The following is a 24,792-nucleotide window of genomic DNA, read 5'->3' as shown; positions in this document are numbered from 1 at the left end:
CTCGACACAACCGACCCGCCAGGACCAGACCCGAAGGACCCGACGCCTGCGATGCAACGCGGTCGAACCACCTTCGAGGAACCCATGGACCAGCACGTCGACCGCACGGTCGTCTCCGCCGACGGAACGGTGATCGCCGTGTCCGACGCCGGCACGGGTCCCGCGCTCGTCGTGGTGGGCGGTGCCTTCGACCACCACGGCACGCCGTACCTCACCGGCCTCGCCGACACCCTGCGCGACCGCTACCGGGTCGTCACGTACGACCGACGCGGTCGCGGGGCGAGTGGGGACACCGAACCGTGGTCGATCGACCGCGAGGTCGAGGACCTCGCCGCCGTCGTCGCCAGCGTGGACGGGCCTGTCTCGGCGCTCGGCCTGTGCGTCGGCGCGGGCGTCGTCCTGCACGGCCTCGCCGGCGGGGTCCCGCTCGACGCCGCCGTGCTCTGGGAGCCGCCGTACCGCGCGACCGTCGATCCGCACGCCGACGACGTCGTGTTCGCCGACCTCCTCGACGAGCACGTGGCGGTCGGCCGTCGCGCGCAGGCCGTCCGCGCGTTCCTCGCCCACGTCCTCGGCGTGCCGATGGGGCAGATCACCGCGCTCCGCCTGAAGGGCGCCCTCTGGCGATCACTCGTCGTCGATGCGCACGTGCTCAGTCGAGACGTCCGGGTGCTGAACGGCCTCGCGATCCCGGAGCGGGTCGCGGCAGCGGTCGGCGTCCCCGTGCTCGTCGGTGCCGGCGGCGACGGCCCGGAGTGGATGCGGCAGGCGGCCCGAGCGGTCGTGGACGCCGTCCCCGGGTCGGAGTACACCGAGGTCCCCGGACAGGGACACGTGCCCGAGCCCGAGGCGATCGGCCAGGTGCTCGACCGGTTCCTCGCCCGGACCGCGGCACGCGGCTGATCCCCGGGGCTGCGAGGATGGACGTCGTGAACGCACCACGTCTCGGACTCCTGCTCGACGTCGACGGGCCCATCGCCAGCCCCGTCTCCCGCACCATCGCGATCCCGAGCATCGTGGAGGACCTCGTGGCGCTCGCCGCGGAGGGCATCCCCGTCGTGTTCAACACCGGCCGGAGCGACGCGTTCATCCGGCAGGAGGTCGTGGGGCCGCTCCTCGCCGGGGGACTCGCGGCGGGCGGCCGGGTGCACGCCGTGTGCGAGAAGGGCGCCGTGTGGTGCTCGATCGGCCCGCAGTACGAGGGCGGCATGGGCGAAGTCACCGTCGCCGAGGACCTCGCGCTGCCCCGCGACTACGCCGACGAGATGCGCGAGCTCGTGCGCGACGAGTACGCCGACCTGGTGTTCTTCGACGAGACGAAGCGCGCGATGGTCTCGATCGAGCAGCGCGTCGAGGTGCCGAACGCGACGTACCTCGCCCGCCAGCCGGAGTTCGACGAGCGGGCGATGGCCGCGCTCCAGCGCCGGGGGCTCGGTGTCCGTCGGCTCGACGACGTCCGGCCCGACGCCGACGGCGCCGTGCAGTGGCGCATCGACCCGACGATCATCTCGACCGACGTGGAGTCGGACCGCAGCGGCAAGGACATGGGGGCCGAGCGCTCCCTCGAACTCCTCGCGCAGGACGGCGAGCTGCCGCTGGCGTGGCGCACGATGGGCGACTCCCGGAGCGACTACGCGATGGCGGACTGGCTGCACGCGCAGGGGCACGAGGTGGCGCACGTCGACGTCCGCCCGTCCGACGGGGTCCCGGCGACGCCGTACCCGGTGCTCACCGCACCCGACGGCGTGATCCACGACGACGCCGGAGCGCGGTTCCTGTCGGACTGGCGCCGGACCGCCTGAGCCGAGCCGCGCCTCCAGGCGGTCACCGGACGCGCACCCGCGCCGCAGCGTCGGACCGCACCCATCCGCGGTATTTGCGTGACGGGTTGGTACACCAGTACTCTCGCGGGGTCCGCCGCCAGCCGATGACGGGAACCACCCCATGGCACCGAAGCTCCGCATCAAGTCGATCGAGGCCTCCCTCGCTGACTCCGAGGAGAAGGGGCGCTCCCTCAAACGGTCGCTGAAGACCTTCGACATCGCGGCGATGGGCATCGCCGTCGCGGTCGGTGCCGGCATCTTCTCGGTGGGCGCGAACGCGGCCGCGAACTTCGCCGGCCCCGGCGTCATCATCTCGTTCCTGCTCGCCGCCGTCACGTGCGGCCTCGCGATCATGTGCTACGCCGAGTTCGCCTCGACGATCCCGGTCGCGGGCTCCGCGTACACGTTCACCTACGCCACCATGGGCGAGCTGCTCGCGTGGATCGTCGGCTGGGACCTCATCCTCGAGACCCTGACCGCCAGCGCCGTCATCGCGAAGTACTGGGGCATCTACCTCAGCACCGCGTTCGGCGTGTTCGGCGTCGACCTGCCCGACACGATCAAGCTCGGCCCGATCGGCTTCACGTGGGGTCCGGTGCTCATCGTCGGCATCTTCACGGTGCTGCTCGCCTTCGGCACCCGCCTGTCCAGCCGGGTGTCGGCCGTCATCACGATCATCAAGGTCGCGATCGTGGTGTTCGTCATCGTCGCCGGAGCGTTCTTCGTCAAGGCAGCGAACTTCACCCCGTTCATCCCGCCGGCGCAGCCCACGAAGGGCGCGGAGGGCAGCGTCTGGACCCAGTCGCTCGTGTCCTGGTTCACCGGGTCCGAGCCCGCGCAGTACGGCGTCTTCGGCCTGCTCGCCGCTGCGTCGCTCGTGTTCTTCGCGTTCATCGGCTTCGACGTCGTCGCGACGAGCGCCGAGGAGACCGAGAACCCGCAGAAGACCCTTCCGCGGGGCATCTTCATCGGCCTCGGCATCGTGACCCTGCTCTACGTCGGCGTGAGCGTCGTCATCACCGGCATGGTGTCGTACCAGCGCCTCGCGCAGGAGGACGCGCCGTCCCTCGCCTCGGCCTTCGACATCGTCGGTCTGCCCTGGGCGGCCGGCATCATCGCCATCGGCTCGCTCATCGGCCTGACGACGGTCGTCATGGTGCTGCTGCTCGGCCTGTCCCGCATCGTGTTCTCGATGAGCCGCGACGGGCTGCTGCCGCGCTGGTTCTCGAAGACCAACCCGAAGACGCAGACGCCCGTTCGGGTGCAGGTCGTCGCGGGTGTCGTCGTGGCGCTGCTCGCCGGCTTCACGGCGGTGGACAAGCTCGAGGGCATGATCAACATCGGCACGCTGTCGGCGTTCGTCCTGGTGTCGATCGGCATCATCGTGCTCCGTCGTTCGCGGCCGGACGCGCCACGGTCGTTCCGGGTGCCGTGGTCGCCCGTGCTGCCGATCGTGTCGGCGGTGCTGTGCTTCTGGCTGATGCTGAACCTCGAGGTCGAGACCTGGCTCCGGTTCGTCATCTGGCTCGTGGTCGGCTTCGCCATCTACTTCGGCTACAGCCGCCGGAACAGCCGGGTGGGCAAGGGCCTGCAGTAGCGGTCTGCCGCCGGCGTTCGCGTCCGGGCATTCGCGTCCGCACAACCAGAGTCGGCTCGAACCAGGGTTTCCCGCGGTTCGAGCCGACTTCGGTTGTGCGGCGGCAGAACGCGCCACGCGCCGCCACCTCGCCGGCCTACGCGCCGAGGGCGAGCGCAGCTCCGAAGCCGAGCATCACGACCGCCACGAGGCCGTCGAACACCCGCCAGGTGAGCGGCCTCGCGAACAGCGGTCTGAGCAGTCGGCCGCCGAAGCCGAGCGCGCCGAACCAGAGGCAGCTCGCGAGCACGGCGCCGATGGTCCACGGCCAGCGGTCGTCCACGCCCTGCTGGTTCGCGACGGAGCCGAGGAACACGAGCGTGTCCAGGTAGACGTGCGGGTTCGCCCACGTGAAGACGAGCATGGTCAGGACCGCCGCGCGCATGGTCGGGACGATGCCGGGAGGCGCGGTGCGGGTCCGTCCCGCCGCCGTCGTCGGGTGGGCGGTCATCGCCACTCCCGCGCTCGCTCCGGCGGGCATGCCGACGGCGGGTGCACCGTCGTCGTGCGCGTCCTGCTCGACACGCATGGCGTCGCCAGACGGCCGGAGCGCCCGCCGAGCGGCCAGCACCCCGTAGGTGAGCAGGAACGCCGCCCCGACGAACCGGATCACGACGATCGCGACCGGGAACCGCTCGACGACGACCCCGACCCCGAGCACGCCGGCGAGGATGAGCACGCCGTCGGAGACCGCGCACACCACGACCGCGGCGGTCACGACCCGGAGCCGGGCGCTGACCGCGAGCCGGAGCAGGTACGTGTTCTGCACCCCGATCGCGACGATCAGGGCGAGCCCGGTGCCGAGGCCGGAGAGCAGGGGGAGGAATGCGGTCACGGTCCGACGCTAGGCGGCAGGCGGGATGCAGTACAGCTCATGTTCCTGATGCTGCGTAAGCTGCGCTGCATGCTCCGACTCCAGCGCGAACACCTCGAGACCCTCCTCGCTGCGGTCGACCACGGCACGCTCGACGCCGCTGCCCGCGCCCTCGCGATCACCCCGTCGGCGGTGTCCCAGCGCATCAAGTCGATGGAGCAGCAGCTCGGTCGGGTCCTGCTCCAGCGGACGACCCCGGTGCGTCCCACCCCGGACGGCGAGGTCGTCCTCCGGCACGCGCGGCAGGCACAACTGCTCGACGAGGAGACCGCCCGAGCGCTCGGCGGCGGTGACTCGGTCGTGCCGACGATCCCCCTCGCGGTGAACGCGGACTCGCTCGGCACCTGGTTCCTCGACGCCCTCGCCTTGGTCCGGGCGGACACGGAGGTGGTCTTCGACCTGCACCGCGAGGACCAGGACCGCACGGCCGAGCTCCTGCGTGCCGGCACGGTGATGGGCGCCGTGACGGCCGAGGCTGACCCGGTCCAGGGCTGCTCGTCCGTGCCGCTCGGCATCGACCGCTACCGGGCGGTGGCGTCGCCCGCCTTCGTGGACCGCTACCTGGCCGGTGCCCGCACCGGGGCTGCCTCCGAACGTGGCCTGCTCGACCGGATGGACCGGGTGCCGCTCGTGGACTACGACCGGGCGGACGACCTGCAGCAGGGGTACCTGCGTCGGGTCCTCGGTCACGCACCGTCGGGTCCGCGGCACTTCGTCCCGACCTCGGCGGACTTCGCGCGGGCGGTGTCGCTCGGCTTCGGTTGGGGGATGCTGCCCGAGGCGCAGTGCCTCGACGCCCTGGCGCGGGGCGAACTCGTCGAGCTCACCCCCGGGCGGCGGGCGGACGTCGCCCTCTGGTGGCAGCGCTGGAACCTGGCGTCACCGCTGCTCGAGCGGGTGACCGACGCCGTGCGGGCCACCGCGGCCGAGCGGCTGCACCCGGTCGGTCAGGCCGTTGCGCGGTAGCGGAGGCCGTCCACGAGCAACCCCACCATGAGCTGACTCTGCGCCGGGTCCGGAGCGCCGTGGCACAGGTCGGCCACCGCGCGGAGCAGGACGGGGGCGTCCACATCGGGGCGGATGGTCCCCGCGGCGGCGGCGGAGTTGAGCAGGCCACCGAGGGCTCCGCCCAGACGGCCGATGAAGTACGCCGGGAGCGCTTCGAACGCCGGGTCGCCGGACTGGAGCGCGGCGGCCAGCCCGCGCTTCGTGGCGACGAACCCGGTGAAGCGCTGGAGCCACCGGGAGAGCGCTTCGTCCGGGGCGGACGTGGCGGCGAACTCGTCCGCGGCGTCCGCGCAGTCCTCGACCGCCTGCTGGAACACCGCCACCACGAGGTCGGACCGCTGCGGGAAGTGCCGGTACAGCGTGCCGACCCCCACCCCGGCCCGGTCGGCGATCACCTTCGCGGGCGTGTCCACACCGTCTGTCGCGAACACCGCCGTGGCGGCCTCGATCAAGGCGTCGGCGTTGCGTCGGGCGTCGGCGCGCACGGGTCCTCCTGGCAACTTGCTCTTGCGTAAACGGAAAGCCGTTCCGTATAGTTCCGGAAGGGCGTTCCACTTCGGTCCACGATACGGCACCGGGGTGCAGCACGCCATCGACAGCAGGAGGAACCGCACATGCAGTACCGCACCCTCGGCAAGACCGGCATCCAGGTCAGCCCCTTCGCGCTCGGCGCCATGATGATCGGCACCGACGGCCGCATCGGCAACGGCGACGAGCAGGACTCGATCCGCATCGTCCACCGCGCTCTCGACACCGGCATCAACCTCATCGACACCGCCGACCGCTACTCGCAGGGCGGATCGGAGACCCTCGTCGGCAAGGCCATCAAGGACCGCCGCGACGACGTCGTCCTCGCCACCAAGTTCAACGGCCCGATGGGCGACGATCCGAACCGCCGCGGGAACTCCCGGCGGTGGATCATGCGCGCGGTCGAGGACTCGCTCCGTCGCCTGCAGACCGACCACATCGACCTGTACCAGGCGCACCGCCCCGACGACACGGTCGACCTCGAGGAGACGCTGTCCGCCCTGACCGACCTCGTCCGCAGCGGCAAGGTCCGGGCGATCGGCAGCTCGGACTTCCCGGCGTCGATGCAGGTCGAGGCGCAGTGGACGTCCGAACGCCGCGGCCTCGAACGCTTCCGCACCGAGCAGCCCACCTACTCGATCCTCAACCGCGGCATCGAGCGTGAGGTCCTGCCGGTCGCACAGCGGTACGGCATGGGCACCCTCGTGTGGAGTCCGCTTGCCGGCGGCATGCTGACCGGACGCTTCCGGAAGGGGCAGGACACCGACCTGGCGCGGGCCACGATGTTCCGGCACAACCAGGACGAGCGGCGCATCGACGCCGTGGAACAGGTCGCCGTGCTGTCCGAGGAGACCGGCATCCCGATGACGCACCTCGCCATGGCGTTCGCGATCGCCCATCCCGGCGTGACCAGCGCGCTGATCGGCCCGCGGTCCATGGAGCAGCTCGACGACCTGCTCGCGGGCGCCGACGTGAGCCTGACGGACGAGGTCCTCGACCGCATCGACGCGATCGTCCCGCCGGGCACCGACGTGGGGCGGCTCGACCAGCAGTACAACCCGCCGGCGGTCCTCGACGCCACGCTCCGCCGCCGTCCCGCGGCCCAGCGTTCCGCGGCAGGGCCGTCCGACTGACCTGCCGTTCCTGCGTCCCGCGGACGTCCTGGATCCTCGTCCACCCGCCGCCGTCTAGCGTCCCTGGCATGTCCAAGCGAGCCACCACCGCCTCGGCGCTGCTCGGCGCCGTCACCATCAGCCTGCTGCTCACCGCCTGCGACCCGGGCGGCGCCCAGAACCCGAACCCGGTGGGCAAGGTGCCCGGATCCGAGGAGAAGTCGCAGTCGGCGCAGTGCGACGTGGCGTCCAGCGCGGCGGTCGACATGATCGACAAGGCGGTCGGCAGCCACGACACTGCCGAGTTCGCGAACATCCAGAAGGGCGACGGTGGCTGGTACCTCGGTGCCACCATCGTCCCCGCGGACAGCAACGACGCGAACGACGACGAGGTCACGATCTGGGCGACCACCGACGACCCGACCTCGGACGACTTCGACGGTCCGCTCTACGCCGTGAACCAGACCGCGAAGGACGCCACCGCCGACGAGTCGACCTCGGTGTCCGAAGCGCCGAGCTCGTTCAGCGCGGACTCGAAGCTCGCGAAGCAGGTCGAGAGCTGCGTCGTGGAGGCCTCCGACCGCTGACCCGGCGGCGCGTGGCGTGCTGCGGGTCGCAGTGTGCGAGGTTCCGCGCACGGTGGGACCGCGGCGGCCCCGCACGGTGTCCGGGACCTCGCACACTGCGCAGGCGCAGGCGCAGGCGCCGGCGCCGTCGCACGGTGCGAGGTCAGGTCTGGCAGCGCGGGCACCAGTAGGTGTCGCGCAGGGTGAGCTCGGAGTCGCCGAGCTCCCCGTGCCGGACCGGCGTCCCGCACCGCAGGCACGGCTTCCCCGCCCGCCCGTAGACCCAGAACCGCCGTCCGGGGCGGTCGACCCCGGTCGTCACACGGGCACTGCGGTCCCGGTTGGCCAGGATGAGCCGGCTGGCCAGGGCGATCACCCGCGCCGGGTCGTGCACCTCGGCGACCGGCCGGGTCGGCAGCACGCCCCGGAGGAAGCAGAGTTCGTTCCGGTACACGTTGCCGAGGCCGGCGAGCACCCGCTGGTCGAGGAGCGCCAGACCGATCGGGCGCTCCGGCTCCCTGGTCAGGTTCTGCAGCGCGAGGTCGGGATCCCAGTCCGGCCCGAGCAGGTCCGGGCCGAGGTACCCGACGATCTCGGACTCCTGGTCGCGTGGGACGACCTCGAGGATGCCCAGCGCGAAGCCGACCGTCGACACCCCCTCGGCGTCGAGGATCGCCCGCGCCTGGTACGCCGGTCGTCGCCACCGGTCGCCGGGGGCGTAGACGTCCCACCGCCCCTCCATCTTGAGGTGCGAGTGCACGGTCAGGTCGCCGATCCGGTGCAGGAGGTGCTTGCCACGGGGGACGACCTCGTCGACGGTGCGGCCGACGAGGTCGAGCGTCGCGAACGCCGGCACCCGGAAGTCGCTGCGGGTGAGGACCTTCCCCGCGAGCGCCGTGTGCAGCCGTCGAGCAGCGCGGAAGACGGTGTCACCCTCAGGCACGTTCGTCCTCAGGCACGGAGCCGGACCCCCTGCGGTGTCGCGGTGAACCCGGCTTCCCGAAGCGCAGCGCCGAGCGGCGACTCGAGCACGAAGGCGCCGTCCACGCGCTCGACCGAGAGCTTGCCGAGCCCGCTCCGGACCGACGCCGCGATGGAGGCAGCGGCGACCGAGAGGTCCGCCGGGTCGTCGGTGAACGTCAGCACGGACTTGCCGCCGCGCTCGACGTACACCGCGAGCTTCCCGTCGACCGTCGTCACGAGGGCGCCGGCCTTCCGACCCGGGCGGTGCCCGCGGGACTTCGTGGCGGTGTCGTCCGCCGGCTCGTCGGCACCGGACCCGTCGGCCGCGGTATCGCTCGGCCAGGGCAGTGATGCTCCGTACGGGTTCGCCGGGTCGGTCGCGGCCAGGGTGAGGGCCTCGCGCTTGCGGTCCGGGTCGGCGCGCTCGTCCTCGTCGAGGTCCCGGGCGTAGGTGCGGAGTCGGTCCACGGTCGGCCCGGTGGCGAACTGCGCCGCACCGAGCCCCTCGACGAAGTACCCGCGCCGGGCACGGCCGGATTCCTCGAACCGGGAGAGCACGCGGTAGACGCCCGCGAACCCGCCGCGGACGCCCTCGACCTGCACGGCACCGCGGGTCACGACCCCGTACCGCTCGAGCAGCTGTTCGGCGGTCGCGGCGGCGCGCACGGTGGCGTCCGACTCGGCCAGGGGCAGCAGGGACCAGCGGCCGCCGACGGACGGCGGTCCGGACTGCGTCGGCATCGTCGGGCGACGACGACCGCGGTACGCCCGGGCCCGCGGGGCGCTCGTGCTCTTCGCCTTGCCGCCGAGCATCGACCGCAGCGGGGCGAAGGTGTCGTTGGTGATCTGGCCGGCCCACACCAGGTCCCAGAGCGCGGTCGAGAGCGCCTGGTCGTCGGTGCTCCCCACGGCCTGCCCGAGCTGCCGGAAGAAGTAGGCGCCGCCGCCCGCGAGTGCGCCGAGCACGTCACGCTGGAGTTCGGTGGTCTCGTCGCCCGAGGGCTCGGCGAGGGTCGTCGCCGCCGTGTCGGCGAGGTGCAGCCGCACCCAGCCGTCGTTGCCGGGCAGGGTGCCGCCGCCGGACCAGAGGACCTCGCCCGTGGCGGTCAGTTCGTCGAGCATGCTCGGGGCGTAGTCCGTGACGCGAGCGGGCAGCACGAGGGTCTCCCACGCGCTGGCCGGCAGGGCGACCCCGGCGAGCTGGTCGATGACCTGCAGCACGCCGTCGACGCCGCGCAGTCCCCCGCGGGTACCGGGCGTGTGCACGTGCTGCCACGCCGGCAGGAACCGCGCGAGGGTGTCCGGCGACACCGGTTCGACCTCGTGCCGGAGCGCCGCGAGCGACTTCGTGCGGATGCGGCGGAGCACCTCGGCGTCGCACCACTCCGCGCCCTGGCGATCGGGACGGAACTCGCCCTCGACCACCCGCCGGTCGGCCACGAGCCGACGGAGGGTGTCCTGCACGACGGCGATGCCGAGTCCGAGGCGTGCGGCGGCGTCCTGCGCCGAGAACGGGCCGTGCGACCGGGCGTACCGGCCGATCAGGTCGCCGAGGGGATCGGCGACCGGTTCGACGAACGCCGTCGGGACGCCGATCGGCAGCGGCACCCCGAGAGCGTCCCGGAGGCGGGAGGCGTCCTCGATCACGGCCCACCGGGTGGCCCCCGCGTGCGAGAACGACAGCACGCGGCGGTCCCGCTCGAGTGCCGTGAGTGCACCCTGCACGGTCGTGGTCGCAGCCGAGCGGTCCGCATCGGCATCTGCTGGAGCCAGCCAGCTCCGGTCCACGACCTCGTCGAGGTCGAGCGCGCCGACGAGCCGGAGCACGTCGACGATCCCCTCGGCATCGCGGGCGCGGCGGTCGGGCGAGAGTCGCTGCAGGTCGCGTTCGACGGACGCGATCACCGCGGGGTCGAGCAGTTCGCGGAGCTCAGCCCGCCCGAGCAGCTCCCCGAGCAGGGTCGAGTCGAGTGACAGTGCTGCTGCCCGGCGTTCGGCGAGCGGGGTGTCGCCCTCGTACATGAACGCCGCGACGTACCCGAACAGCAGGGAGCGCGCGAACGGCGACGGCTGTTCCGTCTCGGTCTCGACCAGGCGGATGCGACGTCCGGCGATGTCGTCCGCGATGCCGAGCAGGGACGGCACGTCGTACACGTCCTGCAGGACCTCGCGCACGGTCTCGAGCACGATCGGGAACGACGGGTACTTCTGCGCGACCTCGAGCAGTTGCGATGCTCGCTGCCGCTGCTGCCAGAGCGGCGATCGCTGCCCGGGGTTCCGCCGGGGCAGCAGCAGCGCCCGGGCCGCGCACTCGCGGAACCGTGCGGCGAACAGCGCGGACGCGCCGACCTCGTCCGTCACCAGGGCCTCGAGGTCGTCGCGTTCGAACACGAACAGGTCGGCACCAGGGGGTTCGGCGTCGGTCTCGGGGATCCGGACCACGATGCCGTCGTCGGCCGCCATCGCGTCGCCGTCGATGCCGTGGCGTTCCCGGAGTCGCGCACCGACCGCCAGTGCCCACGGCGCGTGCACCTGCATGCCGTAGGGGGAGTGCAGGATGAGCCGCCAGTCGCCGAGTTCGTCGCGGAACCGTTCGATCACGAGCGTGGTGTCGTTCGGCACGTGCCCGGTCGCCGCGCGCTGGTCGCGCAGGAAGGTCAGCAGGTTGGTGACGGCGCGTTCGTCGAGCCCGCCGGCGGCGACGCGGGCACGGGCGTCCTCGTCGGATGCCCCCTCGACCTCGCGCACGAAGGCGCCGGTGGCACGACCGAGCTCGGCGGGGCGGCCGATGCCGTCGCCCTTCCAGAACGGCACCCGGCCGGGCTGGCCGAACGCCGGGCTGACGACGACCCGGTCGTGGGTGATCTCCTCGATGCGCCAGCTCGTCGCGCCGAGGGCGAAGACGTCGCCGACGCGGGACTCGTAGACCATCTCCTCGTCGAGCTCGCCGACGCGGGAGGCCTTCTCGCCGACCATGAACACGCCGAACATGCCGCGGTCGGGGATCGTGCCGCCGCTCGTGACCGCGAGCCGCTGGGCACCCGGCCGCCCGGTGAGGGTGCCGTGGACGCGGTCCCAGACCAGGCGCGGGCGGAGCTCGGCGAACTCGTCGCTCGGGTAGCGCCCGGTCACGAGGTCGAGTGTCGCCTCGAACGCGGAGCGGGGCAGGCCGCTGAACGGTGCGCTCCGCCGGACGAGTTCGAACCAGTGCTCCACGTCGACGGTGTCGATCGCGCCGGCCGCGACGGTGTGCTGGGCGAGGACGTCGAGCGGGTTCGCCGGCACCGAGATCGCCTCGATCTGTCCGGACACCATCCGTTCGACGGTGACGGCGCTGTTCACCAGGTCGGCGCGGTGCTTCGGGAACAGGACCCCGCGGGAGATCTCGCCCACCTGGTGTCCGGCGCGACCGACGCGCTGCAGGCCGCTCGCGACCGACGGCGGCGCCTCGACCTGCACGACGAGGTCGACCTCGCCCATGTCGATGCCGAGCTCGAGCGAACTCGTGGCCACCACGCAGCGCAGCCGGCCGGACTTCAGGTCGTCCTCGATGATGGCGCGTTGGTCCTTCGACACGGAGCCGTGGTGGGCGCGGGCGAGCACCGGCACGGAGGCGTCCGAACCGCCGCCACCGGTCTGTCCGGATGCGCCGATCACCTGCGCCGGCGGCCGGGCGTGTGCCGAGAGCCTGGCCGGGGACTGGGCACGCGGACCGGCGGCCGGCAGCCCGTCGTCCGCCGGGGACACCCCGGCCGGCACCAGTGCACCGTCGCCGACGGATCCGGCGGCAGCGAGGACCCGTTCCTCGTGGATCTCGTTGAGGCGCGCGGTCAGTCGTTCGGCCAACCGCCGCGAGTTCGCGAACACGATCGTCGACCGGTGCTCCTCGATGAGGTCGACCACCCGTTCCTCGACGTGGGGCCAGATCGACCCGTTCGTCGGGGACTCGGTGGCGTCGGCACCGACCGGGGGCGCTCCGAGCTCGGCCATGTCGTCGACGGGCACGACCACGCGCAGGTCGAAGGTCTTCTGGGCGGGCGGCGCGATGATCGTCACCGGTGCACGGCCCCCGAGGAACCGCGCGACTTCCTCAGCCGGACGCACCGTGGCCGACAGCCCGATGCGCTGGACGGGCTTCTCGAGCAGGTCGTCGAGTCGTTCGAGCGACACGGCGAGGTGTGCGCCGCGCTTCGTCGACGCGACCGCGTGGACCTCGTCCACGATGACGGTGTCGACGTTGACCAGGGTCTCCCGCGCCTGCGACGTGAGCATGAGGTAGAGCGACTCGGGCGTCGTGATGAGGATGTCCGGTGGCTGTCGCAGGAGCCGCTGCCGGTCGGACGACGGGGTGTCACCGCTCCGGACGCCCACCGTGACGTCCGGCGGTTCGAGCCCGAGGCGCCTGGCGGTCTGGGTGATCCCGACGAGCGGGCTGCGGAGGTTCCGCTCGACGTCGACGCCGAGTGCCTTGAGCGGGGAGACGTAGAGCACCCGGGTCCGCTGCTTGGCGGGCGGGCGGTCCGACGCGCTGATGAGCCGGTCGATGGACCACAGGAACGAGGCCAGCGTCTTGCCGGAGCCCGTCGGCGCGATCACGAGTGCGTGCTGCCCGGTGGAGATCGCGTCCCACGCCCCGGCCTGCGCTGCCGTCGGTGCGTCGAAGGCACCCCGGAACCACTCTGCGGTGGCGGGGGAGAAGCGCTCGAGCACGTCCGTCATGGTCCGTCCCATCCTGCCCGCGACCGCCGACAACCAGCCCAGTTCATGAACACGGTTGACAGAGCGATAGTTACCGATCTATCGTTAACACATCGCGATAGGAACAACACCGATCGCGAGCCAACTTCGAACACTGACCAGGAAGGACGCACCATGCGCCCCATCTCCGACAACGACGACAACCACCAGCACCCGCGCGGCCCCCGTTTCGGCGGCGCGCGGCAGCACCACGGCGCCGGCTTCCCCGGCCGCGACCGCGGTGACCACGACCACGGCGGACGCGGTGGCTTCGGCCCCGGGTTCGGTCGCGGCTTCGGCGCCGGTTTCGGTGGCCCGGGCTTCGGCGGTCCCGGATTCGGTGGGCCCGGCTTCGGCCGTGAGCGCCGCCGTCGCGGCGACGTCCGCCTCGCGATCCTCGGCCTGCTGGCCGAAGGCCCGCAGAACGGCTACGCCGTGATCAAGACCATCGCCGAGCGCACCGGCGGCGCCTGGAAGCCGAGCCCCGGCTCGGTCTACCCGACGCTCCAGCAGCTCGTCGACGAAGAACTCGTGGTCTCCACGGGCGACGGTCGCACGACCCTCTTCGAGCTCACCGACGCCGGCAAGGCCGAGGCCGAGGCGAAGGCGGACGAGATCGCAGCGGCCTTCGACGCGCCGGGTCTCCCGGACTCGTCGCGCGAGTTCATCGAGGCGCTCCGCAAGACCATGGGCGTCCTGCACATGTACCGCACCAGTGCGACGGAGGAGCAGGCGAAGGCGGCCACCGCCAAGATCGACCAGCTCCGCAAGGACCTCCTGCAGATCCTCGCCGACTGACGTCGGAAACGGCGAACGGGAGGCACGGTGCCAGCTGGCACCGTGCCTCCCGTCTGTCGCCTGGTGGCGTCGAGAGCCGTCAGTCGCCGATGAACGCGGCCACGTCCGCCAGCTCCGCCGCGGACACCGCGTGCGGCAGCCCCTCGTAGGTGCGGTCCGTCACGGCGGTGTGCGCGGCGGCCCACGCCTGCGTCCGGGCGGTGGCCTCGGCCGGGATCACCGGGTCGAGGTCGCCGTGCCCGAGGAACACCCGCGGCCGGACCTGCTCGACGGCGGTGTCGCGATCATCGGTGACGCCCGGCACGACGAACCCCGACAGGGACACCGCGAACGCGAAGCCGTCCGGTCGTGCGCGCAGCAGCTGTAACGCCATCGAGCCACCCTGCGAGAACCCGAGCAGCCCGATCCGCGGGTGGTCGGCGGCGACGGAGTCGATCCAGTCGAGCACCCCGGACACCGACTCGTCGACCGGTTCGAGCGCGGGGGAGCCCGGGGTCCCGAGCGGGTACCAGCTGAACCCCTGCCCCCACGGCATCGGCGCACGCAGCGACGCCAGGGTCCACGACGACGGCAGCGCCGGGGCGAGTCCGAGCAGGTCGCGCTCGTTCGACCCCACCCCGTGCATGGTCACGAGGAGCGGCGTGCCCGGCCGCTCGGAGGGGCCACGGGTCCACTGCACGACGTCGCGATCGATCATGTGCACGACATTAGTTGACGCATCAACCATCCCCAACCCCCGCGCCTTCCGCCGAACTCGCCGGGGCGACTGGTAGACACGGTGCATGGCCTCGCTGCGCACCCCCGACCCCGACTCCGGCTGGCTGTCCGACGAGGAGCTCGCGAACGTCCGCCGTCGACTGCCCATCTGCTACGTCGAGGCGGTCCCCGTCCGCACCGACGGCCTCGGTGTCGTCACCGAGGTGGGCGTGCTGCTCCGGGTGTCCCCGAGCGGCTCGATCGCCCGCACCCTCGTGTCCGGCCGGGTGATGTACGGGGAGTCGATCCGCACGGCGCTGTTCCGGCACCTCGAGAAGGACCTCGGCCCGATGGCGTTCCCGCAGCTGCCCTCGAGCCCGACGCCGTTCACCGTCGCGGAGTACTTCCCCCTGCCCGGCGCCTCGGTGTACACGGACGAACGGCAGCACGCGATCTCCCTGGCGTACGTCGTGCCCGTGACCGGCACGTGCGAGCCCCGGCAGGACGCCCTCGAACTGACGTGGATGAGCCCGATGGAAGCGGCGTCCGACGCCGTCGCCGACGAGATGGAGGGCGGTCGCGGGGCACTCCTGCGCGCGGGCCTCGCGTCCGTCGGTGCTCTCATGTAGCCATCTGTCGACCCGCCTCGCGCACGACGAAGCCCCCGGATCCGAATCGGACCCGGGGGCTTCGCAGCACGGTGCTGGACCGGCTTACTTGTTCTCGTTCTTGAGGCTGTCGGCCACGCCTGAAGCGGCGTCCTTGACGTTCGTGCCTGCCTGCTTGGTGTCGGCCTTGACCTGATCGGTCTTGCCTTCAGCCTTGAGGCGGTCGTTGTCCGTCACGTTCCCGACGGCTTCCTTGGCCTTGCCTGCTGCCTTCGCAGCGGCGTTCTTGACGTCTTCGATCCCAGCCATAGGCTCTCCTTCCGACAGCGGACAGTTCCCCGTCGGCCGCTTGCGCGGCATCCGGTGAAGGAGAACCTACGCGCCGGGGATCCGTCCGTGCCCAGGAGGCGTGGAGGTTGTCCCCCTGCGGGGATCAGCGCGCGGAACCGGCGGGACGGGAGGCGCGGCGCGACCCACCACGACGGTTGCCGCCCGACTCGGAACCGGCACCACGGCCGGCGGCGTAGCCGCCCTCCGAGGACCAGACCGGAGCGGACCCGCCACGGACGGTGTCGCTCGACGCGCGACGGCTGCCGCCGCTGCGGCGACCGCCGGATGCGGCAGCGGAACGCTGCCCACCGGCGGAGCCGGCCGACGCGCCGGCGCCGGCCTCGGCGGGACGACCGCCGCGACGCCCTGCACCGGAGGACCCGGAAGCCGAGCCGGTGCGCGCGGGCTGCGCCGCGCCTCCCGACCGACCACCGCGACCACGGCGACGACCGCCGCCCGCGCTGTCGGACTCGTTCGTCCGCTGCTTGGGCTGACGCTGCTGCTGTGCCGGCTGCTCCGGCGCGACGTGGCGGACCGGAGCGATCTCGCCGACGAGCTCCGCGACGGCGGGGGAGTTCGCCGTGACCTGCTGCGGCGTGACCTTGATCGCGGCCGCACGCATCATCTGCGCGACGTCGCGACGCTCGGCCGGCATCGTGACCGTCACGACGTCACCGGACGAACCGGCACGGGCGGTGCGGCCCGAACGGTGCAGGTACGCCTTGTGCTCGGTCGGCGGGTCGACGTGCACGACGAGCTCGACGTGGTCGACGTGCACACCACGGGCGGCGACGTCGGTGGCGACGAGCACGAGGGCCTCGCCGGAGGAGAACTTCGCGAGGTTCCGCTCACGGGCGCCCTGCGACAGGTTGCCCTGCAGGTCGACGGCCGGGATGCCCTGGCTGCTGAGCTGCTTCGCGAGACGCTTGGCGTGGTGCTTCGTGCGCATGAAGAGGATGCGACGACCGGTACCGCTCGCGAGCGTCCGGACGAGGTCCTTCTTCGCGTCGGCGTCGGCGACCTCGAAGAGGTGGTGGGTCATGGCCTCGACCGGGCTGGTCTCGTCGTCGACCGAGTGCATGACCGGGTTGTGCAGGAACTTCTTCACGAGCTTGTCCACGCCGTTGTCGAGCGTGGCGGAGAACAGTAGACGCTGCCCCTGCTCGGGCGTCGCCTGCATGATCTTCGTCACGCCGGGCAGGAAGCCCATGTCGGCCATGTGGTCGGCCTCGTCGAGGACGGTGACCTCGATGGCGTCGAGCTGCACGTGGCCCTGCTGCATGAGGTCGGCGAGGCGACCCGGGCAGGCGACGACCACGTCGACGCCGCCGCGGAGCGCGTCGACCTGACGGCCTTGCGAGACACCGCCGAAGATCGTCGTGGTGTTCAGGCCCATCGCCTTGGCGAGGGGTGCGAGCGTCGCGTCGATCTGCGTCGCGAGCTCACGGGTCGGGGCGAGCACCAGGGCGCGGGGGCGACCGGCGCGGCGCTTGCGGGGGTTCGCGGCGAGCCGGGCGGCGAGGGGGATCGCGAAGGCGATCGTCTTGCCGGAACCGGTGCGACCGCGACCGAGCACGTCCTTGCCCGTGAGCGAGTCGGGGAGCGTGTCGGCCTGGATCGGGAACGCGGTCTCCTTGCCCTGCTGGGCGAGGACGTCGACCATCGGCGCGGGGACGCCGAGGTCGGAGAAACGGATGTCTTCGGTGGTCATGGTGACCTTTCGAGCCGGAGGGTTCCGGCTGTGGGCGCACTTTCTCGCGAGGCAGCGCGCGGGCGGGATGCGCGCCAACGGGTGTGGCTGGCGCAGTCGCCGCAGCAGAGAAGCCTGGCACCTTCGGGAGGTGCTCGATCATCGGTCCGTGGACCGGGAGTTCGGGGGCGTCCGTACGACGCACGAGGCGATCGGCGCCTCGAGTACGTCCATCATAGCGTGCGAGGATCTGGGCGTGCGAGAACGGACGATCCTGGGCGCCGCTGCGATGGCCGTGGTGGCGGTGATCGGGCTGGCCGGGTGCGCGGCCGGGTCTGCGTCGGGGTCGTCGTCGTACGAGAACCTGCCGACCTCTGGGATCCCGGACTACCAGCTCGGCGGGGGCTACGCGCCGCCGGCCGGGGTGACGATCGTCGAGCGGGACAGCACGGACCGCCCCGCCTCCGGGAGGTACTCGATCTGCTACGTGAACGGCTTCCAGACCCAGCCCGGGGACGCCGATGCATGGCTCGACGACCACCCGTCGGCGATCCTGCGCGACGACGACGGGAAGCCGGTGTCCGACCCCGGGTGGCCGGACGAGATGCTCCTCGACACGACCACGGCGGCGGCTCGGTCCACGATCACCAAGGTCCTGACGACGTCGATCGCCCGTTGCGCCGACCGCGGGTTCGACGCGGTGGAGTTCGACAACCTCGACTCCTGGACCCGGTCGCACGGTGCGCTCACCCGTGTGGGCAACCTGGCGCTCGCTCGTGCCCTCGTGGACGTCGGGCACGCCCACGGCCTGGCGGTCGGGCAGAAGAACACCCCGCAGCTCGGGGCGTCGGGCCGGAAGAGCACGGGGTTCGACTTCGTCGTCGCCGAGGAGTGCGTGGAGTACCAGGAGTGCTCGGCCTACACGAACGCCTACGGCGGGCACGTCATCGACGTCGAGTACTCGGACAACACCGGCCGGTCGTGGTCGTCGGTGTGCGCGGACGACGACCGTCCGGCGATGACCATCCTGCGCGACCGGGACCTCGTGACGCCGTCCCACTCGGACTACGTCTTCGAGCACTGCTGACGGGCGTCCGCGGGGCCGAGTCTCGGCCGCTCGGCAGGTGTCAGGCGGGCCAGGCGTCCCGCAGGGCCGTCGCTGCCTGGTCGGCGGAGAGCCCCGCGGCGCGGGCAGCGGCGGCGAGTGCCCGCGCGGCATCGGTGACCGGTTCCGGCACGGCCGCCGGGCGGATCACCCGGGTGCCGGCACCGCGTGCGGTGTGCACGAGCCCGGACTCCTCGAGCAGCTGGTAGGCCTTCGCGACCGTCCCCGCCGCGAGACCGAGCTCGTCGGCCAGCCCCCGGACGCTCGGCAGGCGTTCCCCGTCGACGAGGTAGCCCGCAGTGATCTGCGCGGCGATCTGCGACCGCACCTGTTCGAACGGGGGGACACGCCCTCCGGCGTCGATCGCGACGAGACCCGACATGCGCTCCACCCTAGAAGTCGTACTGCTCGCCGACGGGGACCGGCACCGCGACGGTGTTGCCCGGAGGCGCGAGCGGGCACGCCCACGCCGGGTCGTACGCGCACGACGGGTTGTACGCGAAGTTGAAGTCGAGCACGAGCTCGCCGTCGTCGCCTCCGAGGTCGGCGCCCTTGATCGTGTCCAGCAGGTAGCGGCCGCCACCGTACGTCCCGCGGGCCTTGCCGGCGCTGGCGTCCTTGACCGGGACGAAGACGCCGCCCGCGTAGCCGCCGTGCGACCACACGTCGAGCGTGCCGACGCCCGGCAGGACCACGACGCCGAGGCGGTCGAAGTGCACGATGCCGTCCGTTCCGGTCTCGACGTCCATCGTCAGTGGCTCGGCCGACTCGACGCGGGCGCGGAAGCGCCAGGCGGGGTCGTAGTCCGGGACGGGCAGGGACTCGAAGTCGCGGGCGTCCTCGTCGAGGAGCGGGCTCGCGGGGTGCTCACCGAACATCGCGTCACGGGTCTCGCGCCACATCGCGTGCGCGGTCTCCGGATCGGCGGTCGCCCGGACACGGCGGTACAGGTCGAAGGTCATCCGCCGCCAGTCCACGGTGGCGAGCGTGCTGTGCACGCGGTCGTCGGTTGCCGGCTCATGCGTCTGGCTCACGGTGCGAGCGTACGCCCGTTGCGCGTCGGCCGGGAGGCGCGTGGTGCGCCCGACGGTCAGGCCGCGGCCCGACGGGGTCGCCGCCACTGCGGTGCGAGCTGCCGCATCCGGAGCGCGCGCCACTGCCAGATGACCCACATCCCCGGCCAGAGCAGGAGGCCGAGCACGCTCGGGCGCATCCGGTAGGTGAGCCGATCGACCAGCATCGTCCTGCCGTCGGGCGTCGGTCGGACGGCCATCCGGTGCTGCATGGTCATGCGTCCGAAGAGGCCGCTCGTACCGCCACCGTTGTCGCGTTGCACGGGCACGCCCTCGACCTCGTACAGGTCGATGTCCACGTGCGTGTCGCCGCTCGGCACGAGTCCGAACGCGCTCGCGGTGATCGGGTGCGGCTGACCGGGGGCCCATCGGACGGGGAAGCCCTGCGGGTCGCGGGACCGGTAGACGAGGAACGGCTTCGTGACCGCCACCATCACCGCCGGGGAGAGCAGGGCGTCGCGTACGGCCTCGACCGGCGCGTCGAGGATGATCCGGAGGCCCACGTGCATGAGCCGACGCTACCGACGCGGCCCTGAGCGCGCCGCAGACATCTGCAGCGTTCTACATGTGAAATGCCACGTGCGAAGATGGGGATCATGCGAACGAACCGAACCGTGGTGCCCCTGCTCGTCCTGCCCCTCACCCTCGCCGTCCTGGTCGGCTGCGCCGCGGCGAGTCCACCGGAGACGACCGCACACGACGCCGGTGCTGCGTGGGCGTACGAGGGTGAGGGTGCCCCGGAGCACTGGGGCGACCTCGTGGGCGAGTACCGAGCCTGTGCCTCCGGGGAACAGCAGTCGCCGATCGACCTGCCGGAACCGCGGGGTGGCGCGGCGCTCGACCTCGTCGGGTCCGGACCGGTGCGTGGCATCACCGCCGACAACGGCCACACCGTGCAGTTCACGGCGGACGACGGTGCGACGACGGCCATCGCGGGCGCGGACCTCGACCTCGTGCAGGTGCACTTCCACGCCGGGTCCGAGCACACCACGGCGGGGGAGGCCTCAGCCGCCGAGTTCCACTTCGTGCACGTCGACGAGCGCGGTGCCCTCACCGTCGTCGGCGTCCTCGCCGAGCGCGGCGCGCACAACCCGGCGTTCGACGACCTGGTTGCCGGTGCGACGGCGGGCGCCGGCCGGGCGAGCACCGTCGACGTCGAGGCGATGCTCCCGGCAGAGCGGTCCTTCGCGACCTACCAGGGCTCCCTCACGACACCGCCCTGCACCGAGGGGGTGCGCTGGATCGTCCTCGAGCGTGCGGTCGAACTCGGCGCGGACCAGGTCGCCGACCTCGAGGCCGCGCACATCGGGAACGCCCGCCCGGTCCAGCCACTGGGCGACCGCACCGTCCGCCACGCACTCTGACCGCGCGGTCCGGCCGCCGTCGGGTCAGGCGTGCCGGGCCGAACGGCGGCGGGAGCCCTCGGCGCGGTCGTGCTGCCGCAGGCGCTCGGCCAGCGAGAGCCGCACGGTCGGCCACTCGGACGCGATGATCGAGAACACCACGGTGTCGCGGAGGGTGCCGTCCCGACCGACCGAGTGGTTCCGCAGCACGCCGTCCTGCTTGGCGCCGAGTGCTGCGATCGCCGTGCGGGACTGCGTGTTGTGCCAGTGCGTCCGGAACTCGACCGCGATGCACTGCCAGACGTCGAACGCGTGCGAGAGCATGAGCAGCTTCGCCTCGGTGTTGATGCCCGATCGCTGCGAGGACTTCGACAGGAAGGTCGCCCCGATCTCCACGCGCCGGTTCGCGGTGTCCGGGTGCAGGAAGGTCGTCGAACCCACCACCCGGCCGGTCGGGCGGTCGCGCACCGCGAACGGCACCATCCGCCCGGCGGCCTGCTCGGCGAGACGACGGTCGATCTCGTCGTCGACCTGCGCCGGGGCGGGGATCGAGGTGTACCAGGTGCGCCAGAGATCGCCGTCCGCGACCGCCGCCCGCAGGTCGTCCGCGTGCTCGGACCCGAGGGGCTCGAGCGTCACACGGTCGCCGGTCAGGGTGGGTGCGGGGGCGATCTCCATGGCATGGAATCCTACGGTCGCCGACCACGGCGAAGTCCCGACGAAGGTCCACCTGTGGAAAAGGTCAGGGTGCTCCCGGCGGCTATCGTGGCTCGGGTGGCAGCACGCACGCAGCAGCGGTACCAGGTCCGTTTCGCATGGGGGAGCGGTGGCGCGGCGCGCATCGCGACCGACGTCCACCTGATCGTCTGGATCGACGTCCTGCCGGCGACGGCAGCGGGGGCGGTGCACGGCGACCGCGAGCGCCAGCGGGCGCTCCGCGCCGTCACCGCGCAGCTGCCGGACGGTCCGGAGGTGGTGCTCGGCCACCTCGGCAACGCGAGCGCGATCGCGGAACGGGTGACGCGCCTCCAGGCCGAACGCGGTGACCGCTGTGTCGTCGCGATCGTCGCCGCCGGACGCCACCACGCACCCGGCGACGACGCGGCGGAGGCCGCGGGTGAAGCGGCCGACGTGCCGGACGCACCCGACTTCGCGGTCGAGGACCTCCTGGCTGCCGGCGCGGTCGTCGACGCGCTCGCCGCGGTCGGCATCGACCACACCTCGCCAGAGGCGGCGGCGGCCTGTGCCGCGTACACGGGACTGCGTCGGGCGGTGAAGCACCTCGTCAGCGCCTCCGAGGCCGCCGCGGCGCTCGGGCCCGAAGCGGTCCACGCGGCGCTCGCCGACGGTGGCGAACTCGTCACCCTGCGGGAATCGACCGGGCGCGCGTAGCGTTCCGGTCGTCACCCGCAGAGCGAAGGAGCACGCCATGAAGGCAGTCGTCGGAGACACCGTGATCGCCGAGGCCCCGCAGGAGGACCTCATCCAGATCGAGGGCAACTGGTACTTCCCGCCGTCGAGCGTGAAGTCCGAGCTGTTCACCGAGAGCCCCACCCAGTACCACTGCCCGTGGAAGGGCGACACCCAGTACTTCACGGTGAACGTCGACGGGCAGGCGCTCCAGGACCGTGCGTGGTCGTACCCGACGCCGATCCCCTCGTCGTTCGACCGCGTCGGCAAGGACTACTCGGGCTACGTCGCGTTCTGGAAGGACGTCAAGGTCGTCGAGTAGTCGGCGCGCGGCCCGCGGCCCGTCAGGTCGTCGCGCCGCTGCACAACCAAAGTCGGCTCGAACCGCGGAATCGCGTGGTTCGAGCCGACTTCGGTTGTGCGCCGGCAAAGCGCACCGCGTCGCGGCGCCGCGCGCGCCGCGCCGAGCCCCGCTCAGCCGGCCAGCGTCAGCGCGATGAGCGCGACGTTGAGCGCGACGATCACCAGCGCGATGACCCCCGCCACCACGCGGGTGGTCATCGCGTTGACGTCCGCCCCCATCACGCTCCGGCGTGAGGTGTAGACGACGAGCGGCACGATCGCGAACGCGATCCCGAAGCTCAGCACGACCTGGCTCACCACGAGCAGCATCGTCGCGTCGGCGTTGACCGCGAGCAGGACGATCGCCGGCACCAGCGTGACGAGCCGCCGCAGGATCAGGGGCACCCGCACGTGCAGGAGTCCGTGCATGATCTCCGCGCCGGCCATGCACCCGACCGAGGTGGAGGCGAGCCCAGACGCCAGGAGCCCCACCGCGAACAGCACGCCGACGACCGGCCCCACGTTGGCCGCGATCGCCTGCTGCGCCCCCGGGATCGAGTCCGTGCCGGAGACCCCGGGCAGCGTCGCGGCGGCGAGCACGAGCATGCAGATGTTCACGCCTCCGGCCACGACGAGCGCGAGCCCGACGTCCCACCGGGTCGCGACGAGCACCCTGCGGCGTTCCGGTCCGGCCGGGACGTCGCCGTGGCGGTCCCGGGCGAGCGCCGAGTGCAGGTAGACGGCGTGCGGCATGACGGTCGCGCCGAGCATCGACGCCGCGAGCATCACCGACTCGGAGCCCTGGAAGCGCGGGACGAGCCCGGCGACGAGTTCGCCCGGGGACACCTGCGCGAACAGCAGCCCGGCGCAGAACCCGATGGTCAGGATCGCCAGCATCGCGGTGACGACGGCCTCGAACGTCCTGGTGCTCCGTCGGCTGTGCAGGGCGAGGATGAGCATCGACACGACACCCGTGATGACGCCCCCGGCGACGAGCGGTACCCCGAACAGCAGGTGCAGGGCGAGTGCGCCGCCGATGACCTCGGCGACGTCGGTCGCCGCCGCCACGATCTCGGCCTGGGCCCAGAACAGCAACCGCGGTGTGCGCCGCATCCGCAGCCCGAGGTGCTCCGGCAGGGACTTCCCGGTGACGACGCCGAGCTTCGCGGAGAGGTACTGCACGACGACGGCGCTGGCGTTCGCGGCGACGAGGACCCAGAGCAGCAGGTAGCCGTACTTCGCCCCGGCCGTGAGGTTCGCGGCGACGTTGCCCGGGTCGACGTAGGCGATCGCGGCGACGAACGCGGGACCGAGCAGCGTGAGGCTCGCACCACGCCGGCGCGGGGTCGCGGGGTCGCGGGTGGTGGGCGGGGTCGCCGTGTCGGTCATGCCGTCCAGCATGCCAGAGAATTCGGCGTGCCGAATCCTTGAGTTCGGTGGTTGAAATCAGGCCGATGCGCGACGTGCCCGGTGCGCCCGCACCTTCGCCCGGTTCCCGCAGCGCTGCATCGAGCACCACCGGCGCGTGCCACCGCGTGAGGAGTCGTAGAACACCAGTCCGCAGTCCTCCGCCGAGCAGCGGCTCAGGCGGGTGGGCTGCCCGTCCGCAGCGACGTCGTCGAAGCCGACCTCGGTGAACAGGGACACCGCGTCACGCGCGACGCTCGACAGCGCCTGCGCGAGCCGCACCCGGTTCGCCCCCGCACGACGCCGGCCACCGGGCAGGCTCGGCGGCACGTCCGGCAGTGCGGCGAACAGGTTGACGGTGTCGATGTCGTCGGGTGCGGGGCGGGTGCGCCCGGTGCCGGCACGCAGTCCCGCCGCCACCGCGGTGCGCTCGGCAGCGGTGGACGCCGGACCGGGTGCGGCGGCGACGGCCAGCCGGGCGATCGCGGCGCGGAGGGCGCGGGCGTCCTGCAGCTCCCGCGCGGTGGCACCGACGTCGATCGGCTCGGTGTGGTCGGTCAGCCACTCGTCCAGGTCGGCCGGGGTCATCAGCAGCTCCCCGAGCTGGGCACGTGGCCGTCGTCCGTCCGGGTCGTCGGCGAACCCGCCGGTGTGCGCGAAGTCGAGGGCGATCCGTCCCGCGTCGAAGAACCAGGTGGAACCGGCGTCAGTCCGGATGTGCTGCCCCGTGTGCATCCGCCCAG

The 24,792-nt window shown here is 72.3% G+C and carries 25 protein-coding genes; 12 read left to right on the top strand and 13 right to left on the bottom strand.

The window, feature by feature from the left end:
- The first annotated feature begins 84 nt into the window (after positions 1–84).
- From CRP27_RS14365 to CRP27_RS14355, 3 genes are all read left to right on the top strand, one after another.
- Positions 85–903: an alpha/beta fold hydrolase gene (locus CRP27_RS14365; RefSeq protein ID WP_141399777.1), complete on the top strand. Its 819-nt coding sequence runs from the start codon at positions 85–87 to the stop codon at positions 901–903.
- 26 nt (positions 904–929) lie between these two features.
- A complete protein-coding gene (locus tag CRP27_RS14360; RefSeq protein ID WP_255257598.1) occupies positions 930–1,802 on the top strand; it encodes a hypothetical protein in 873 nt (290 codons plus the stop codon).
- 142 nt (positions 1,803–1,944) lie between these two features.
- Entirely contained in the window at positions 1,945–3,420 is a 1,476-nt protein-coding gene (locus CRP27_RS14355) for an APC family permease (RefSeq protein WP_097181298.1), read from the top strand.
- A 136-nt stretch (positions 3,421–3,556) separates the two neighbouring features.
- Here the strand turns inward: CRP27_RS14355 and CRP27_RS14350 are convergent, their stop codons facing one another.
- Positions 3,557–4,294, bottom strand: a complete 738-nt coding sequence (locus tag CRP27_RS14350; protein WP_097181297.1) for a LysE/ArgO family amino acid transporter — start codon at positions 4,292–4,294, stop codon at positions 3,557–3,559.
- 69 nt (positions 4,295–4,363) lie between these two features.
- Between CRP27_RS14350 and CRP27_RS14345 the strand changes: the two genes are divergently transcribed.
- Positions 4,364–5,299: a LysR family transcriptional regulator ArgP gene (locus CRP27_RS14345; RefSeq protein ID WP_097181560.1), complete on the top strand. Its 936-nt coding sequence runs from the start codon at positions 4,364–4,366 to the stop codon at positions 5,297–5,299.
- Here the strand turns inward: CRP27_RS14345 and CRP27_RS14340 are convergent.
- The gene (locus CRP27_RS14340) at positions 5,281–5,826 is read right to left on the bottom strand and encodes a TetR/AcrR family transcriptional regulator (protein ID WP_255257597.1); all 546 of its coding nucleotides are present in this window, start codon (positions 5,824–5,826) and stop codon (positions 5,281–5,283) included. The two genes, CRP27_RS14345 and CRP27_RS14340, sit on opposite strands and share 19 nt — an antisense overlap.
- A 129-nt stretch (positions 5,827–5,955) precedes the next feature.
- On the opposite strand from CRP27_RS14340, the gene CRP27_RS14335 reads away from it, so the two are divergent.
- Together CRP27_RS14335 and CRP27_RS14330 are read left to right on the top strand one after the other, a co-directional pair.
- Entirely contained in the window at positions 5,956–7,002 is a 1,047-nt protein-coding gene (locus CRP27_RS14335; protein WP_097181296.1) for an aldo/keto reductase, read from the top strand.
- Positions 7,003–7,070: 68 nt separating this feature from the next.
- On the top strand, positions 7,071–7,568 hold the full coding sequence (locus tag CRP27_RS14330) for a hypothetical protein (RefSeq protein ID WP_097181295.1): 498 nt from the start codon (positions 7,071–7,073) through the stop codon (positions 7,566–7,568).
- A gap of 142 nt (positions 7,569–7,710) precedes the next feature.
- Here CRP27_RS14330 and CRP27_RS14325 read toward each other — a convergent pair whose 3' ends face one another.
- Both CRP27_RS14325 and CRP27_RS14320 read right to left on the bottom strand, forming a co-directional pair.
- Positions 7,711–8,490, bottom strand: coding sequence for an Fpg/Nei family DNA glycosylase (locus CRP27_RS14325; protein WP_097181294.1), 780 nt, complete (start codon positions 8,488–8,490; stop codon positions 7,711–7,713).
- 8 nt (positions 8,491–8,498) lie between these two features.
- On the bottom strand, positions 8,499–13,229 hold the full coding sequence (locus CRP27_RS14320) for an ATP-dependent helicase (RefSeq protein WP_097181293.1): 4,731 nt from the start codon (positions 13,227–13,229) through the stop codon (positions 8,499–8,501).
- A 153-nt stretch (positions 13,230–13,382) separates the two neighbouring features.
- Here CRP27_RS14320 and CRP27_RS14315 point away from each other — a divergent pair, with 153 nt between their 5' ends.
- A complete protein-coding gene (locus CRP27_RS14315; protein ID WP_097181292.1) occupies positions 13,383–14,045 on the top strand; it encodes a PadR family transcriptional regulator in 663 nt (220 codons plus the stop codon).
- Between the two features lie 79 nt (positions 14,046–14,124).
- Here the strand turns inward: CRP27_RS14315 and CRP27_RS14310 are convergent, their stop codons facing one another.
- Positions 14,125–14,742 carry an alpha/beta hydrolase gene (locus CRP27_RS14310; protein ID WP_176505619.1) on the bottom strand — a complete coding sequence of 206 codons (618 nt, stop codon included), beginning with the start codon at positions 14,740–14,742 and terminating at the stop codon, positions 14,125–14,127.
- Between the two features lie 85 nt (positions 14,743–14,827).
- Here CRP27_RS14310 and CRP27_RS14305 point away from each other — a divergent pair, with 85 nt between their 5' ends.
- A complete protein-coding gene (locus CRP27_RS14305) occupies positions 14,828–15,370 on the top strand; it encodes an NUDIX hydrolase family protein (protein WP_079237421.1) in 543 nt (180 codons plus the stop codon).
- Positions 15,371–15,454: 84 nt separating this feature from the next.
- Here the strand turns inward: CRP27_RS14305 and CRP27_RS14300 are convergent, their stop codons facing one another.
- Together CRP27_RS14300 and CRP27_RS14295 are read right to left on the bottom strand one after the other, a co-directional pair.
- On the bottom strand, positions 15,455–15,658 hold the full coding sequence (locus tag CRP27_RS14300) for a CsbD family protein (protein ID WP_097181291.1): 204 nt from the start codon (positions 15,656–15,658) through the stop codon (positions 15,455–15,457).
- A gap of 124 nt (positions 15,659–15,782) precedes the next feature.
- On the bottom strand, positions 15,783–17,390 hold the full coding sequence (locus CRP27_RS14295) for a DEAD/DEAH box helicase (protein WP_097181290.1): 1,608 nt from the start codon (positions 17,388–17,390) through the stop codon (positions 15,783–15,785).
- A gap of 235 nt (positions 17,391–17,625) precedes the next feature.
- Between CRP27_RS14295 and CRP27_RS14290 the strand changes: the two genes are divergently transcribed.
- Positions 17,626–18,456, top strand: a complete 831-nt coding sequence (locus tag CRP27_RS14290; protein WP_097181557.1) for an endo alpha-1,4 polygalactosaminidase — start codon at positions 17,626–17,628, stop codon at positions 18,454–18,456.
- 40 nt (positions 18,457–18,496) lie between these two features.
- On the opposite strand, the gene CRP27_RS14285 is transcribed toward CRP27_RS14290, so the two are convergent.
- The 3 genes from CRP27_RS14285 to CRP27_RS14275 all read right to left on the bottom strand — a co-directional run bounded on the left by CRP27_RS14285 (position 18,497) and on the right by CRP27_RS14275 (position 20,056).
- Positions 18,497–18,856 (bottom strand): GntR family transcriptional regulator, encoded by a 360-nt coding sequence (locus CRP27_RS14285; RefSeq protein WP_176505618.1) that lies wholly within the window; start codon positions 18,854–18,856, stop codon positions 18,497–18,499.
- Between the two features lie 10 nt (positions 18,857–18,866).
- Positions 18,867–19,436 (bottom strand): DUF1684 domain-containing protein, encoded by a 570-nt coding sequence (locus CRP27_RS14280; RefSeq protein ID WP_097181556.1) that lies wholly within the window; start codon positions 19,434–19,436, stop codon positions 18,867–18,869.
- A 128-nt stretch (positions 19,437–19,564) separates the two neighbouring features.
- Positions 19,565–20,056 carry a hypothetical protein gene (locus CRP27_RS14275; protein ID WP_097181288.1) on the bottom strand — a complete coding sequence of 164 codons (492 nt, stop codon included), beginning with the start codon at positions 20,054–20,056 and terminating at the stop codon, positions 19,565–19,567.
- An 87-nt stretch (positions 20,057–20,143) separates the two neighbouring features.
- Here CRP27_RS14275 and CRP27_RS14270 point away from each other — a divergent pair, with 87 nt between their 5' ends.
- Positions 20,144–20,911 (top strand): carbonic anhydrase, encoded by a 768-nt coding sequence (locus CRP27_RS14270; RefSeq protein ID WP_176505617.1) that lies wholly within the window; start codon positions 20,144–20,146, stop codon positions 20,909–20,911.
- A gap of 24 nt (positions 20,912–20,935) precedes the next feature.
- On the opposite strand, the gene CRP27_RS14265 is transcribed toward CRP27_RS14270, so the two are convergent.
- A complete protein-coding gene (locus CRP27_RS14265) occupies positions 20,936–21,568 on the bottom strand; it encodes a GNAT family N-acetyltransferase (RefSeq protein ID WP_079237416.1) in 633 nt (210 codons plus the stop codon).
- A 96-nt stretch (positions 21,569–21,664) separates the two neighbouring features.
- Here CRP27_RS14265 and CRP27_RS14260 point away from each other — a divergent pair, with 96 nt between their 5' ends.
- Both CRP27_RS14260 and CRP27_RS14255 read left to right on the top strand, forming a co-directional pair.
- Positions 21,665–22,282: a 2-phosphosulfolactate phosphatase gene (locus tag CRP27_RS14260; RefSeq protein WP_255257596.1), complete on the top strand. Its 618-nt coding sequence runs from the start codon at positions 21,665–21,667 to the stop codon at positions 22,280–22,282.
- Positions 22,283–22,319: 37 nt separating this feature from the next.
- Positions 22,320–22,622, top strand: coding sequence for a DUF427 domain-containing protein (locus CRP27_RS14255; protein ID WP_079237414.1), 303 nt, complete (start codon positions 22,320–22,322; stop codon positions 22,620–22,622).
- 152 nt (positions 22,623–22,774) lie between these two features.
- Here CRP27_RS14255 and CRP27_RS14250 read toward each other — a convergent pair whose 3' ends face one another.
- Complete coding sequence (locus tag CRP27_RS14250; RefSeq protein WP_097181555.1) at positions 22,775–24,031, bottom strand: Nramp family divalent metal transporter; 1,257 nt, start codon at positions 24,029–24,031, stop codon at positions 22,775–22,777.
- A gap of 57 nt (positions 24,032–24,088) precedes the next feature.
- Positions 24,089–24,784, bottom strand: coding sequence for a CGNR zinc finger domain-containing protein (locus CRP27_RS14245; RefSeq protein ID WP_097181285.1), 696 nt, complete (start codon positions 24,782–24,784; stop codon positions 24,089–24,091).
- Positions 24,785–24,792: the final 8 nt, after the last annotated feature.

Source organism: Curtobacterium sp. 314Chir4.1 (assembly GCF_900215175.1).
GTDB classification, from domain to species: domain Bacteria; phylum Actinomycetota; class Actinomycetes; order Actinomycetales; family Microbacteriaceae; genus Curtobacterium; species Curtobacterium pusillum_A.
Note: the sequence above shows the minus strand (reverse complement) of the source record. Positions and strands in the feature narration are given on the sequence as shown.

Bases quoted from the DNA above. Each gene is read 5' to 3' on its own strand.
- CRP27_RS14365 (WP_141399777.1), top strand. From the start codon at position 85: ATGGACCAGCACGTCGACCGCACGGTCGTCTCCGCCGACGGAACGGTG.
- CRP27_RS14355 (WP_097181298.1), top strand. From the start codon at position 1,945: ATGGCACCGAAGCTCCGCATCAAGTCGATCGAGGCCTCCCTCGCTGAC.
- CRP27_RS14345 (WP_097181560.1), top strand. From the start codon at position 4,364: ATGCTCCGACTCCAGCGCGAACACCTCGAGACCCTCCTCGCTGCGGTC.
- CRP27_RS14335 (WP_097181296.1), top strand. From the start codon at position 5,956: ATGCAGTACCGCACCCTCGGCAAGACCGGCATCCAGGTCAGCCCCTTC.
- CRP27_RS14330 (WP_097181295.1), top strand. From the start codon at position 7,071: ATGTCCAAGCGAGCCACCACCGCCTCGGCGCTGCTCGGCGCCGTCACC.
- CRP27_RS14320 (WP_097181293.1), bottom strand. From the start codon at position 13,229: ATGACGGACGTGCTCGAGCGCTTCTCCCCCGCCACCGCAGAGTGGTTC.
- CRP27_RS14315 (WP_097181292.1), top strand. From the start codon at position 13,383: ATGCGCCCCATCTCCGACAACGACGACAACCACCAGCACCCGCGCGGC.
- CRP27_RS14310 (WP_176505619.1), bottom strand. From the start codon at position 14,742: ATGATCGATCGCGACGTCGTGCAGTGGACCCGTGGCCCCTCCGAGCGG.
- CRP27_RS14305 (WP_079237421.1), top strand. From the start codon at position 14,828: ATGGCCTCGCTGCGCACCCCCGACCCCGACTCCGGCTGGCTGTCCGAC.
- CRP27_RS14300 (WP_097181291.1), bottom strand. From the start codon at position 15,658: ATGGCTGGGATCGAAGACGTCAAGAACGCCGCTGCGAAGGCAGCAGGC.
- CRP27_RS14295 (WP_097181290.1), bottom strand. From the start codon at position 17,390: ATGACCACCGAAGACATCCGTTTCTCCGACCTCGGCGTCCCCGCGCCG.
- CRP27_RS14285 (WP_176505618.1), bottom strand. From the start codon at position 18,856: ATGTCGGGTCTCGTCGCGATCGACGCCGGAGGGCGTGTCCCCCCGTTC.
- CRP27_RS14280 (WP_097181556.1), bottom strand. From the start codon at position 19,436: ATGACCTTCGACCTGTACCGCCGTGTCCGGGCGACCGCCGATCCGGAG.
- CRP27_RS14275 (WP_097181288.1), bottom strand. From the start codon at position 20,056: ATGCACGTGGGCCTCCGGATCATCCTCGACGCGCCGGTCGAGGCCGTA.
- CRP27_RS14270 (WP_176505617.1), top strand. From the start codon at position 20,144: ATGCGAACGAACCGAACCGTGGTGCCCCTGCTCGTCCTGCCCCTCACC.
- CRP27_RS14265 (WP_079237416.1), bottom strand. From the start codon at position 21,568: ATGGAGATCGCCCCCGCACCCACCCTGACCGGCGACCGTGTGACGCTC.
- CRP27_RS14255 (WP_079237414.1), top strand. From the start codon at position 22,320: ATGAAGGCAGTCGTCGGAGACACCGTGATCGCCGAGGCCCCGCAGGAG.
- CRP27_RS14250 (WP_097181555.1), bottom strand. From the start codon at position 24,031: ATGACCGACACGGCGACCCCGCCCACCACCCGCGACCCCGCGACCCCG.
- CRP27_RS14245 (WP_097181285.1), bottom strand. From the start codon at position 24,784: ATGCACACGGGGCAGCACATCCGGACTGACGCCGGTTCCACCTGGTTC.